The sequence below is a fragment of the Aquimarina callyspongiae genome (assembly GCF_034322225.1).
Classification (GTDB): domain Bacteria; phylum Bacteroidota; class Bacteroidia; order Flavobacteriales; family Flavobacteriaceae; genus Aquimarina.
This window is the reverse complement of sequence record NZ_JAXLPA010000005.1, coordinates 417,950-432,494: the sequence shown is the minus strand read 5'-3', so window position 1 is coordinate 432,494 and position 14,545 is coordinate 417,950. Positions and strand designations below refer to the sequence as shown.

Sequence of the window (14,545 nt, the reverse complement as noted above, 5' to 3'; positions counted from 1 at the left end):
GTTTTATTCCTTTTGAAGAGTACATTAAGTGTAGCTCAACATACTTCAATGGATAAAACCTTATTAAAGATTACAAAGCTATCAGATTCATCTGTTTTTCAAAAGGCAATAATATATGTTGAGGATTTAATAGTAGAAAAGGATTATGATAATGCTCTAAAATATGCTGATGAACTTATAGAAATTTCAGAAAACATAAAATACCTTAAAGGTATGGGAGAGGCATATATGCAAAAAGGCAATGCATATAATGAGATGAATCAAAGGGCCATGGCATTATTAAATTATGAGCAAGCCATAGGATATTATAAAAAAGCGGGTTATATGGCTGGGGTAGCCGCCATTAATATCAGTAAATCCAGAATCGAATATGAAAAAGGTAAATATGCTAAAAGTATAGATTACCTTATTGAAGCTAGTGGTTATTATGAAAAGAATATAGATAGTGTTGCGTTGTCCAATGTTTATAACAATATGGGTAATTCTTATGCAGGTCTTGGAAATTTTGAAGATGCTAAAAAATATTATAAGAAATCAATTACTCTAAGAAAGGAAAAGAAAATCAGTCATATTAGTATTATGAATAATCTAGCACTTCTATATATAGATAATAAGAAACCAGATAGTGCTAAAGTTTTATTGTTAGAATCCTTAAAAATTGGAAAAGAAAGTAAAGAAGTAAGAAGTATAGCTCAATCCTATAGTATTTTAGCAAAGGTAGCTTTGTTTAATAAAGATTTTAATAAAGCTAAAAAGTATTATGATTCTACCTTAGTAGAAGGGAAGAAAACTAATTGGCAAGCTCTTCTACTTAATGCTAAACAGCAAATGGGTTTGATTGCAATATATAATAAAGACTATAATAAAGCCGAAGAATTTTTAACCTATACCCGTAAAGAACTTTCTGAACTAGAAATGACTTCTTTATTACTTAAGAACTATAAATTTTCTTTAAAATTAGATTCTTTAAAAGGTAATTATAAACAAGCTTTGATCTGGCAGAAGAAATATCAAGAACTATCAGATCAACGTGTTGCTGAGATAAGTGCCAAAAAAATAGAAGACACAGAAGCAAGATATAAGGCAGAATTAGAGCAAATAAAACTTATTGATGAAAAAGAAAAGAGAGAACAACAAACCAATGCAGAACTATTTAAATATAGAGTGTTTGCATATGTTATTTTAGGTGTTCTTTTAGGAATTTCATTTTTTTTAATACTCATTATTAGAGCAAGAAAAGAACGTAAGAGGTATATTAATGAGTTAAACGAATCTAATGAGATTAAAAATAAACTCTTTTCCATAATATCCCATGATCTTAAGAATGAAATTCACGGATTAGAAGGAAGCTTGAATCTTATAAATGATAATGAAATTTCTATGGAAGAATTTGAAGAGATTATTCCATTATTAGCAAATAGAACCCATCAAACTTCTATAATGCTTAATAACTTGCTTAACTGGTCCAAATCACAATTAAAAGAACTTAATGCTAAGCCAACCTCCTTTGATATTACAGAAGTAATATGTGATAAATTTAATTTCTTTGAACAAAAAGCACAACAAAAGGATATTAAGCTGATTAATGATCTCAACTCTACTGTTATCTATGCTGATAAAGATATGTTCGGGATTGTAGCGCAAAACCTTATTGCCAATGCTATCAAATTTTGTGAACCAGGAGATTCTATAGCGTTAGTGTCTGAGGAGAAAGGCAACTGTTATGAGATTTCGTTTAAAGACACTGGGGTTGGAATTGATCCTAATCATATTGATAAATTATTTACAGAAGAAATATTTACAACTAGTGGTACTCAAAATGAAACAGGTACTGGGTTAGGGCTCAAGATATGCAAAGAACTTATTGAGTTAAATCAAGGTAAAATTGATGTAAAAAGCCGACCTGGTGAGGGTAGTATATTTAGAGTCGTATTACCAAAGGTAGTAGCTTAAAACTATAACATTTATTTATCCATTAAAGTCCTGAATTGATAGAAAAAGCGTTCAATTAGCCTAAGATCTTCGGTAATAATTTCTACAACTCCTCTCATCTCTTGTTTAAAAGGAATTTCTTGATTATAAGAAGTCATAAGTTTTTTAGGTAACTCTACATCAATCATATACATTCCATCTTTATCTGGTAATAATGAAATGTAACCTACAGTTCCTTGAAGCATACCAAATTCTTTATCTGGAAAATTCTCTAATTTGATGTTGACTTTTTGTCCTACTTTTATTTTACCTGAATTTTGAGAAGGTGCTTTGATCTTAGCAACATAAGAAGATTCTGCAATAGGTATTACAACAAAAACAATATCTCCTTGAGCGACATTTTCGTTTTCATAACGATAATTAGTAAGAGAAACTCGTCCTTCTATATCTGATTGTAATAAATATCGTAACTCCCAATCTTTAATACTCTTTTTAAGTTGATCGAAGGATTGTATTACTTTATTTCTAAGAGTGATCTCTTCTCTTTGCTGATTAAATTCAGTACCCTTTGATGTTTTTTGAGCGTTACCAATATTTGCAGTTATCTGAGAAAGTTCTGAATCATAGTTTTTGTAATTATTTTCAAACTGTAAGTATTCGACTCTTTTATTTTCATAATCTTGTTGTGAGATTACTCCTCTTTGATATAAATCTTCCTGTCTTTCAAACTCTTTTTTCTTATAATTAAGCTCCCTCTTTCCTATTTTTTTTCGACTCAGAATTCCTTCTCGTCTACGATATAGTGTGGATAGAGCAATTTGATTTGCTATATTTTCATCAGTAAAAGGTTTAAACTCCTTATTCAGGCTATATCCTATATAATTATTTTCAAAAGCAGCATAATCAGCCTGTATATCACCGAGTGCCAGCATTGGAATTTTTTCAAAAGGGAAATAAACTAATTTATTATTAATAGATACCGTATCAATAATAGATTTAAGTATAAAAACATCTTGATAATTTGCGGTATTTCTTAAAATGGCAAGAGGAGTTCCTTCAGGAACGGTATCTCCCTCTTTTACAAGCATAGCCTGGATTTTTCCTCCTAAGTTTGCAATCTCTTTTTGTAATGGTGTTTTAGTGGTTACAATTGCTTCGGCTGGTATGGTATCTGGATATTTGATTAACCAGGAAAGAAATAATAGTAAAATCACTAAAACCAAAATCAAAAGGTTTCCCCAACGTATCATCCAATGAGGTACACGTGTTAGAATTTCTTGTACCTCTTCACTTCTTAATTGTATGTCGTCTATATTATTGTCTGGCATTTTATTTTCCGAGTTCTAATTGATTCTTAACCAAATTGAAATAATTTCCTTTCTCTTTGATTAATTCTTGATGATTACCTACTTCTACAATCTCTCCTTTATCTAGTACAACGATTTGATGTGCATTTTTTACAGTACTTAGACGATGCGCTATTACCATAACGGTTTTATCTTTGAAAAAGGTATCTAACTTTTCCATGATCACTTTTTCATTGTTAGCATCCAGAGCAGAAGTAGCTTCATCAAAAAACAAAAACTTAGGGTTTTTATAAACAGCACGTGCAATAAACAAGCGTTGTTTTTGACCTGTACTTAAACCTACTCCCTCCATACCTATTTTTGTATTATAAGAAAGAGGTAAGGACTCTATAAACTCTTTAATGTTAGCTACATCAACGGCGTGAGCTAATTTCTTTTTATCTACATAGTCTTCACCAACCGCAATATTATTCGCTATGGTATCATTAAATACATATCCCTCCTGCATAACAACCCCAAATTGATCTCTCCATGATTTTTGAGAAACGTTTTGCAAATCATGATTACCAATAAATATTTGACCTTGATCTGGTTCATAGAACTTAAGTAATAGTTTCATCAAAGTGGTTTTACCACTTCCGCTGACACCTACAACTGCTGTGATTTTGTTTGCAGGAATTGTTAGGTTTAGATTTTCTAAAACTGGTTTGTCTGAACCAACATATCTAAAAATTAAATCTTTAATCTCAAAGCCTGAGTTTTTTGGGACATCTCTTAATTTTTCATCACCAGGCTGCTCTTCGTCTTCTTTATTATGAATTTCTCCTAAACGTTCCAACGAGATTTGAGCATCTTGTAATTCTCTTAAGAAATTGATTAATTGAGTAATTGGAGCATTTAACTGCCCAACAATAGCAGTAATAGCAAGCATCATACCCAATGTGATCTCTCCATCAATAACCAACTTGGCTGAGAATACAGTAATCAAAATATTTTTTAACTCGTTGATAAAAGAAGAACCTACACTTTGATATTGTTCTAGTGCTAAGTTTTCTATAGAGATTTTAAATAATTTTGCTTGAACAAACTCCCAGTTCCAACGCTTTCTTTTTTCAGCATTGTGCAGTTTTATTTCCTGCATACCGTTAACCAGCTCTATAACTTTACTCTGTTCTTCACTGATTTGAGAAAAACGTTTATAATCAAGTTTTTTACGTTTTTTGAAGAAAATAAGAATCCAAACAAAGTAGATGACACTTCCTATGGCAAAAATAGTAAAAATCGAAAGGCTATAATAAATAAGAACAAAGCTAAAAACCAAAAGGTTAACCATAGAAAATAAGACATTAAGCGAAGACATGGTAAGTATCTGCTCAATACGTTTATGGTCATTAATTCTTTGTAACAAATCTCCTGTCATTTTTACATCAAAGTAGGAGATAGGAAGGTTCATTAACTTGATAAAAAAGTCAGAGATCAGCGAAATATTAATCCTGGTACTTAGATGTAAAAGAATCCAACTTCTTAAGACATCGATTAAAGTTCGTCCAATAAATAGTGAAAGCATAGCTATCAGTACGAGGTAAACAAAATCAATATCTTCATTTTCGATTCCTACATCTACAATACTCTGCGTAAGAAACGGAGTAATTAATTGTAGCAAACTTCCTGCAGAAAGACCAAGAATAAGCTGAAAAATAAACTTCTTATACTTAAAGACATATTTGGATATAAATTTAAAACCAAATTTCTCTTCTTCTTCGTCCAGATTATCACTATAAAATTTTGGAGTAGGTTCTACTAACAATGCGACTCCTTCTTCTGTTGTTTCATCTGCATTGTTTCCGATCCAGGCTTTAATAAACTCTTCTTTAGTATAAGTAATCAAGCCGTGTGCAGGATCAGAGACATAAATAGTCATGTCTCCTTTTCTTGTAGTTTTAACTTTATATACAACTACATAGTGAACTTTATTCCAGTGTACTATACAAGGTAGTGGTACTTCAGTAAGTTTTTCTAGTGATAATTTTACGCCTAATGACCTAAAACCAATCTGCTCTACGGCATCGCTCAAACCTAATAAAGAACTTCCTTCACGTGTAGTTTCACTTAGAGTTCTAAGGCTTTGTGTATTTAATACTTTTCCGTAATGTTTTGCGATGATCTTTATACAAGTAGGTCCGCAATCCTTGGATTCAGCTTGTTTGTAAAAAGGGAATTTAGGCATTAAGTATTTATGAATTTAAGATGTTTTTGTGTAAAAAATAATCTTCTTTATAAGAAGAAGATCTTCTACAAAGTAAAGTAATTCTTTTCGATTATACTACAATATCTGATTAGATCATCTATCATAGATACTATAGAGTTCCAGAATGACGTATTTATTACCCATAAAAAAGGTGTTTTTTTCAAAAAAACACCTTTTTTAGATTTAGTAGTAAAAATTAGGTTTACCCTTTTATAAGTTTTGTCCGGGAAATTCCTCCTTTTTCATTTTCAATTTCGATAAGATATAATCCTCTGGCAAGCTCTCCTATTTGAAATCTTTCTCCAGCTTGAAAATTACCATCAAACTTTTTTACAATAGCTCCTGATAAATTAAAAATAGTAACTTTTTGTACAGCTTCTTCAATACTAAAATCAGTGGTAGCCGGATTAGGATATGCTACAAAACTATTTCCTTTAATCACATCGTCAATTCCTAAACTTCTTTGTTCATTGGCATAGATTTTAAATTCGCCAGGTTCAAGAGAAATAGGAGCATTTACATCAGTAACATTTATTGAAGCTCCTGAATCACTAAGTAAATCATACCAGGTACCTGTTTCCTGAAATGCAGGATCAATAGTTAAAGTAGATGTTCTGAAGTTACCAATAATTGTTATGTATCTGATCTCGTTGCCAGTTGCAGAGTTATCGGTAAGATGAATTGATTTTCTTGTATCAACCGAAGTTTCTAGGGTGAAGTCACTGGTTCTGAATATTTTCTCATTGAGTTTAAGGTCGATCAATTTTGCATATAAATCATATACATCTTTTCTATCTTGTTCATTGATATAGTTCCAACGAAGAGGCTTAGGACTTGTTCTGCAATTTTCGTCAATGGTTGTTTCATCTTCACAGGTATTAATACTAAAATCATATCCCAGTTCTCCAAATTGCCAAATCATTTTAGGGCCTGGAACTGTAAAATAAAAAGCGCCAGCCATTTCGACTCTATCCAGAGCAGTAGATAACTCCTGAATATTATAGGCTCCTAAAGAATTACCAAATTGCAGGTTTTTATACATCAATCGTTCTTCATCGTGACTTTCCATGTAAGCCACCACAGATGGAGTTGTCCATCCTCTTGATAAATACGAAACTCCACCTCCAAAATCTGAATTGTTGAACCCCATTGTAGCTTGGTTATAGTTAAAATTAACGTTCCCCCAAACTAGCATACCTTCATTAATAAGTTGTGTTTCTTCAGTATTGGGAGCAAAGTGTTCTAAAATCACATATGCATTAGCGTCTACAGCTTTTATAGCTGTGTTCATACGAGTTAAAATATCGATACGACTTTGATCAAAAGAACCACCATCTCCAACAGTATTGGTAAAACCTTTGGTAAAATCAAACCTAAAACCATCGATATTGTATTCTGTTAACCAGTATTCATTTAATCTGTCGATATAAGCTTCAGTCGCAGTTGATTCGTGATCTATATCATTAAAAAATGAAAAACTGGTATTAGGATCATCAATATTAAATATTGGATTTTCTGCAGTTACTTTTCCCGTATAACATCCATCACAATCATTCCACATTCTATAGTATGGGTTTTGACCTGTAGCATGATTATATACCACATCTAGAATTACCGCGATTCCTCTGGCGTGGCATTCGTCTACAAATTGTTTGAATGCAGTAGGAGTTCCGTAATATTTATCCAATGCCATATGAAAGGAAGGATTATATCCCCAACTTATATTACCATCAAATTCTGATACGGGCAAAAGTTCAATAGCATTAACACCTAAATCCTGTAAATAGTCCAATCGTGCTTTTACAGCATCATAAGAATGTAACGCATCAAAATCACGTATTAAAAGCTCATAAATCACAAGATCGGTAACTTCTGGGCGTTGAAAGTTTGTTGTTTGCCATACATACGGAGTTTCTCCTGTTTTAAACCAACTTACTGCGTGATTGGTTTTTCCTGTAGGGTAGCTTGGCAGATTAGGAAAAGTGGTATTATCAATAAAAGTGTCATTGGATTCTGATAATATTAAAGTGGAGTAGGGGTCAGCTATAGAAATTGTGCCATCTACCAAATATTGATATAAAATATCTGTATTGTTTGGAAGATTGTTTAAAGTGATCCAAAAACGATCTTGCGCACTATCTTTATTTAATAAATAGGTATTATCTCTTGTCCAGTCATTACCAAGAAAATTACCTTTTAGATGTACAAAATTCTTTCCAGGAGCATATAATACTAAGGTAGCAGTCGTTGGATCTGAAGCATCCAGGTTTAATCCATCGACCATACCATTGGGTACGGCTGCTTCTGTAACGTTAGGCGAAACAATTACCGAAAAGGTTTCTGACAAAGAATTTGTAGTACCGGTTTCTGTAGCTACTAATTCAAGGGTAGCATCAGCTGTAACATTGTAATTAAAGTTATAACCAGTTGTAGCGTTTTGAGTATCGATGGATGAACCATTGGCAAATAATTCAAAATCAGCATTTACAGTTGATGTAGCAGCAATTGATAAAGAGTTACCACTATCTACAACATTGACCGTATTGGTAGGAGATGTTAATGAGATCTGAAATAGACCAACCTCGACAAGGTTATCTCCGGTTTGACCATCATTACCATTATCAGCTTTTGCCAGAAATCCAATGCGCCCGATACCTGTTGCCCCGTAAAAAGTGGTTGGAGTAAGTGTAAAAGAATAAGTTCCATCTCCGTTATTAGTGAATCTTTGTGATTCATCAGAGTTTGTCCATTGCCCGTTTGTAGGAGAATCTCCAGCAGCGGTATCGTTCAAATCAAAATACCAGGCCCATAAATATACATCGGCTACTCCCCATTCTGTATTTGGGTTAAAATTAGAAAGTGTGATGGTAATCTCATCATCCTCATTAAATTCAGAAGGAGTAACGGTAAAGGTCTGTGCAGTTGCGGCAAAAAAACCACAAAGTGTTAGTAATATAAAGGTAATTCTTTTCATGACTTGTTTGTGTTTGGTAAGAACACAAAAAGGCTGTTAAACAACAGCCTTTTTGGTTTTTAGGAATATATTATTCAACTATAGGTATAAGAACATAACCTCCATCAAGATCATTAAACCAGATGTCATATGTTCCAGCTCTGGTTACAGGAATGTTTGGACCTCCCATAGTACCAAATCCAGTTAATTCTGTATTATTACCCCAGTTTACAGCCCAATCGTCTTGCGCTCTAAACTTAAGTTCTCCTTCTTCTAGAGTAATACCGTTAATATACCATATATGAGGATCAAAAGCGGATTGAGTAAGATCCATATCACTTTGCCATCCATCAGGAGTTCCATCATTATCCGCATCTTCATTATTGGTAGCATTACCGATAACACCTATTGTAGGATAAGTTACTGAGGCACTCTCGTCATAAGGAGCAATGCTAAAGGTAAGATTTTCTACATCTACAGTAAAGTCATAGTACCCATCAGCTGCTACGGTAAATGCATCAGGATCTCCACCGTTAAGTTCATCATTTGTAATTCCACCGCTTCCATCAGGCCCCCATTGTGGTTGCCACTGACCTTTGATCTCTAATAATTTAAAGGCTAATCCTCCGCCATCACCATTAATTCTTCCTCTAAAACTATATACGTTTTCATTTTGAGGATCTCTCACCATTGGATTGTTGTTGTTGTTGTTATTCCAATCGGCTGCAGTAGCATTACCAACAAAGAATAACTCTCTTAACAAAACAATTGGCTCTTCACCAGTTGGTTCTGGTAAAGATACAGTAACAGGCAATACATCTGAAGTTGTAGAAGGTCCTCCATCAGTAGTTCCAACAGAAGCAACTAATCTAAAAAAGATTTCGCCTAAGTTATTAGGAACAGGATTTCCTTCTCCATCAAGTACAGGAGTACCATCGGCATTTGTTTGCGAGGTTTCAGGGTCGTTGTCTAACCCCGCGTCTCCGGCTAAGTCAAACATTTGTCTTACAGTTATTGCAATATCATTAGAAGAAGTGGTTCCTAAAGATCTAAAATTAGCAAAAGTAGATTCTCCAGAACCTTGTATTTCATAAGTGATAGCAGTGTCAACTCCAAAATCAGGAGATTCCCATACAAATCTCTCTGCTGTATTGTCCAGGGTCTCAGTAGTTAAGACATATTCTGGTGATACAGAATTTATAAATGTAATAGCTTCAACAGGGTCTTGCGCAGTAAATATTAATGCGTCATCGTCAGTACAAGCATTAAAACCAATTAAGGTTACTAATGCTATTATGATTATTGATACTTTTTTCATTTTGCTTTTATTTTTAAAATTTTGAGTTTAGTTATTAGTAGCCAGGGTTTTGACCCAGGTTTGGATTTGCAGCTCTTGCCGCATCAGGTACTGGAAATAAATCTCTGAATCCAGGAATAGAAATACCGTTTTGAGAATTTCCTTTTAAAGCCCAGTTATAGGCACCACCTGAAAATAATCCAAAACGAATAAGGTCTTGTCTTCTGTGACCTTCCCAGTAAAGTTCTCTTGCTCTTTCGTCAATAATAAAATCTAGTGTAAGATCTCCAGAAGTGATTGTTGCAGCGTTTGATCTATTTCTAAGATCGTTGATATAGCCCAAAGCTGTTCCTGCATTACCTCCGCCACCTCTTAAACTAGCCTCTGCATACATTAAGTAAATATCTGCTAATCTGAATAACGGAAAATCCACATCAGAGAATGTGTTGTTAGGATCTGTACCTGTTTCTCCTGTTGTAGTTACATTAGTAAATTTTTCTAAAACAAAACCAGTTCCAGGATCAGTAATATTTGTGATTTCAGGAGTTCTCTCTTCCTTAATAATGGTATTTCTATCATCATTATCAAAATCAGTACCGTCAAATTTTTCTGAAAACTGAGGGGCGATTCTGATGGCACCTCCCCAACCTCCGGCAGATACGCCAAGGTTTGCTCCATTTTGCTCGATACTACCTACAGCGCCATTTGTCATTACAGTAGTAGGTCCAAAATTCTGAACAAACTGTCCATCTGCAACGAGTGGAAAGATAATCTCATTAGCTGCTTGATTGATATCATTATCACCTCTGAAAAGATCTTTGTAGTTATTAGCCAACGTATATCCTCCATTGATTATTCTTTCGCAATACGTTATACAATCACTATATCTATCTTGGTCAATATATACTTGAGCATTCAAATACATTTTAGCAAGAATAGCCCAAGCTACTCCTTTATCAGCTCTTCCATATTCATTTTGTCTTGGATCGGCAAGTTCTGATTCAATAGCTGTTAATTCTGATTCAATAAATTCAAAAAGCTCAGAACGATTAAATTCAGGACCTTGTAAGTTACCTACAGGATCATTTTCTGTATAAAAAGGAGCTCTTCCGTAAGAATCCATTAAATGATAATAAGCCAAAGCTCTTAATAGCCTTGCTTCTGCACGATAAGATGCTATTTCGGTTCTTAATTCGCCGGTAACACCTCTTGAATCTAATTTAGCATCTGTAGTTTGACGTAAAAATTCGTTAGAAAGTGCCACAGAAAACATAGCTCTACTAAAGAAACCACGAATAATGGTATTAGCACCTGTCCAGGTAGAGGTTTGTAGATCATCTATAAAACCACTTTCATCATTAATATAAGTCCATACAATCTCATCTGTAGTGAATATTTGCATATTCATAATACCACGACCATATTGACTAGTACCAGCATCCAGACCTCCAATATTTGAAGATGTTGGTCCAGTTAAACCAGTTAATGATAAATTACCATATACTCCTGCTATTGCTTGTTCATAAGATGCAGGGTCTGAGTAGAATTCCTCATCGATAAAAACACTGTCATCTCTGGGATCCTGATCTAAATCGCTTGTACAAGCATTTAATGTGATAGTTATAACCATCAATAGTAAATACTTGTAATAATTAGTTTTTATATTCATTTTCATAACTATTAATTAAAATTTTACGTTTGCACCCATTAAGAATGTTCTAGCTCTTGGAAAGATCGTTTGATCTACTCCAGAGAAAATTTCAGGATCTAAACCTGAATATTCGGTGATCGTAAATACATTTTGAACTCCTGTCCATAAACGGAATGTTGAAGTATCTCCAAAGAACTTATTAAATGTATATCCAAGAGTTATATTATCCATCTTTAAGAAAGAAGCGTTTTCAACATATATATCTGATTGAAAAGTATCTCCAAATACATTAAAGTTAGTGTTCAATACAGAGGTATTGATATTAGACAAAGTTCCGTTATTGTTAATGGCGTTATATGTAGCACCTGCATTTACAGCATTAAATACATAGTTTCCTACATTAGCTCTTAAATTAAAGGATAAATCAAAACCTTTATACGTCATATTAGACTGGAATCCCATGGTAAGATCTGCGTCTCGATTTCTATAGATATATCTATCCTCGCTATTAATGATGTTATCACCATTAAGGTCAGCATAAGCTCCCTCTATAGGAGCGCCGTTGTTATCATAAAGTTGCTTGAATACAAGGAAAGAGAAAGGAGCAAAACCTTCTCTGTGAAGTTGAATATTACCTCCAGTACCTCCTACAGATGGTCCTACTAATTGATCTTCACCACCAACAAGCTTTTCTACTTCCTGATCAATTAACGCAGCGTTAAAGTTTACATTCCAGGTAAATTCTCTGTTTCTAATTACATCAGCATTTAGATTAACTTCAATACCTTCAGTAAGTAGCTCACCAAGGTTTTGTGGTCCGATGTTTCCAAAATTAGCACCATCCGGTAAACTACCACTAATAAATAAATCATCAGTTTCTCTTCTATACAGATCGACAGAACCACTAATACGATCACTGAATAATCCAAAATCTAAACCGATATTGTACTGTGTAGCAACTTCCCATTGAAGTTCTTCGTTTCTTAATGAAGGATTGGCAACTGTAATTGCTGCGTTACCAAATATATATTGTGATGTATTTTGACCTAATTGATACTGAGCTAAGTAAGGTAGTTTATTAAACTGACCAGCACCTATGTTTTCTTGTCCTGTTACTCCATATCCTAAACGAAGTTTTAAATTACTTAAAGTACTGGAATCAGATAGAAAGTTTTCTTCAGAAATATTCCAGGCTAGTGCTGCAGAAGGAAAGTTACCCCATCTATTATCTTCACTAAATCTTGAAGTACCATCTCTTCTGTATGATAGAGTTAATAGGTATTTGTCTTGTAATGAAAAATTTGCTCTTCCAAAAAATGCTGCTAATACCAGATCTGGATCAAATGCTCTAATTGCTTGATTAGATTGGCTATCTCCTCTTAATTCTCCTGTATTAAAATCTTCTACTCTAAATTTTTGATAAGAATATCCTGCAGTTACATCAAGATTTAAGTTACCTAATTCTTTTTTATAATTAAGATAAGAGTCAAATAAAGTATTTCTTCTATAACTAGTAAATTCTACTCTTGAACCATCTAAAGTTCCATCACTTAACAGTTGACCGCCACTATTTTCACGGGATAATTCATTAAAACCATCTCCGTTTTGTTCATCAAAACCAATATTAACAGTGGCAGTAAGTTCTGGTAAAAACCATAGAGAATAATCTACTTTAAAATTCCCGTAGTAACGATCTACAGTACTGCGATTGTTTCTTTGTAAAAGAGAAGCAACAGGATTGCTTACAGCTAGGATATTGTTTAGAGATCCGTCTGCATTGAGGCTATCATATTCAAAAAAACCTCCAAACGGAGAATTAGGATCTCTTACTGGTTGAGTGGGGTCAAATGCGATTGCAGCTCCTTCAACACCATCTGCAAATCTTCTTTTTTCAAAAGTTGCATTGGCATTTAAATTAAGTTTAAGTGCGCCATTAAGAAAAGTTGGATTCAATACTAATGAGGTAGAAGTTCTTTTAAAACCACTCGTTAATCGTAAACCATCTTGATCTAAGTGACCTACAGAAAGACGTACCGGTAAAACATCAAACAAAGAACCTCTTACAGAAATATTATTATCGGTAGATACAGCATTTCTGTATATTTCGTTTTGCCAGTCAGTATTGGCTGTTCCTAATAAAGAAGGATTGATATTTGGATTTACAAGGGCTTGTTGAGTTACCAAATTTCTAAAATCATTTGCAGAAAATATATCTACTTCATTAGGAATTGTGTATAGTCCTGATTGAAAATTATAATCAACTTTTAACCCTTTACTTCCTTTAATAGTTTCAATAATAATAACACCAGCAGATGCTCTGTTACCATAAATTGCAGAAGCCGAAGCATCTTTAAGAACAGTAAATGATTTTATATTATTTGGGTTTATCGAAGAAAGAATGGATTGAGATCCACCTACTACGTTATTACTCACAGGTAATCCATCAATTACAATAAGAGGGTCATTGGATGCCGCAAGAGATCCACCTCCACGAATTCTGATTGCCGCACCAGAACCGGGAGCACCACCAGCATTTATTGTAACACCAGCTACACGACCATTTAATAGGTTTTCTGGAGAAACAATGTTTCCTTTATTAAAATCTTCAGAAGTAACTGTGCTTACAGATCCAGTTAAATCTTTCTTACGGGCAGAACCGTAACCAATAAGTACTACTTGTTCAAGTTCTGCTGCGTCTTCATCTAGGATAACATCTATTGGGGTTTGACCAGAATATGTAACTTCTTTGGTTATAAAACCGATATAAGAAAACACAAGAATATCTCCGTTTCCTACATTAGCCAAAGAATATAATCCGTCAAAATCCGTCGTAGTTCCATTTGTTGTTCCCTTAACAACAATGTTCACACCGGGAATCGGTTGACCATTTCCAGCATCAGTCACTGTACCACTGACAGTCGACTGTGCAAAAAAGCTCATCGGAATCAACCACAGGAAAAACAATGTGCTTTTAGTAAATGTTTTCATATAAAATTTATTAGTTTTTAATTGTTTTTAGCCTTATATTTTCACTTTCTGAAAGCCAATGTATATAAAAATCTTAGTTACGGTACAGCCGTAGCTTTACGCAAACGTTTGCGTGTGGATAACTTTTAAAATTCTGTTAAAATTTTAAGTATAAATATGATCATATCGC

The 14,545-nt window shown here is 33.7% G+C and carries 7 protein-coding genes; 1 reads left to right on the top strand and 6 read right to left on the bottom strand.

Annotation, left to right across the window (positions count from 1 at the left end; translation table 11 throughout):
- Window positions 1-48: 48 nt before the first annotated feature.
- Complete coding sequence (locus U0D62_RS21385) at window positions 49-1,953, top strand: ATP-binding protein (RefSeq protein ID WP_322289394.1); 1,905 nt, start codon at window positions 49-51, stop codon at window positions 1,951-1,953.
- Between the two features lie 11 nt (window positions 1,954-1,964).
- On the opposite strand, the gene U0D62_RS21380 is transcribed toward U0D62_RS21385, so the two are convergent.
- The 6 genes from U0D62_RS21380 to U0D62_RS21355 form a co-directional block, all read right to left on the bottom strand.
- Entirely contained in the window at window positions 1,965-3,260 is a 1,296-nt protein-coding gene (locus tag U0D62_RS21380) for an HlyD family secretion protein (RefSeq protein ID WP_322289393.1), read from the bottom strand.
- A gap of 1 nt (window position 3,261) precedes the next feature.
- Window positions 3,262-5,466 carry a peptidase domain-containing ABC transporter gene (locus tag U0D62_RS21375; RefSeq protein WP_322289392.1) on the bottom strand — a complete coding sequence of 735 codons (2,205 nt, stop codon included), beginning with the start codon at window positions 5,464-5,466 and terminating at the stop codon, window positions 3,262-3,264.
- Window positions 5,467-5,689: 223 nt separating this feature from the next.
- Window positions 5,690-8,461: an alpha-amylase family glycosyl hydrolase gene (locus tag U0D62_RS21370; protein WP_322289391.1), complete on the bottom strand. Its 2,772-nt coding sequence runs from the start codon at window positions 8,459-8,461 to the stop codon at window positions 5,690-5,692.
- Between the two features lie 70 nt (window positions 8,462-8,531).
- A complete protein-coding gene (locus U0D62_RS21365; protein ID WP_322289390.1) occupies window positions 8,532-9,758 on the bottom strand; it encodes a SusF/SusE family carbohydrate-binding protein in 1,227 nt (408 codons plus the stop codon).
- Between the two features lie 34 nt (window positions 9,759-9,792).
- Window positions 9,793-11,406, bottom strand: coding sequence for a RagB/SusD family nutrient uptake outer membrane protein (locus tag U0D62_RS21360; protein WP_322289389.1), 1,614 nt, complete (start codon window positions 11,404-11,406; stop codon window positions 9,793-9,795).
- Between the two features lie 15 nt (window positions 11,407-11,421).
- Complete coding sequence (locus U0D62_RS21355; RefSeq protein ID WP_322289388.1) at window positions 11,422-14,376, bottom strand: SusC/RagA family TonB-linked outer membrane protein; 2,955 nt, start codon at window positions 14,374-14,376, stop codon at window positions 11,422-11,424.
- Between the last annotated feature and the right edge of the window lie 169 nt (window positions 14,377-14,545).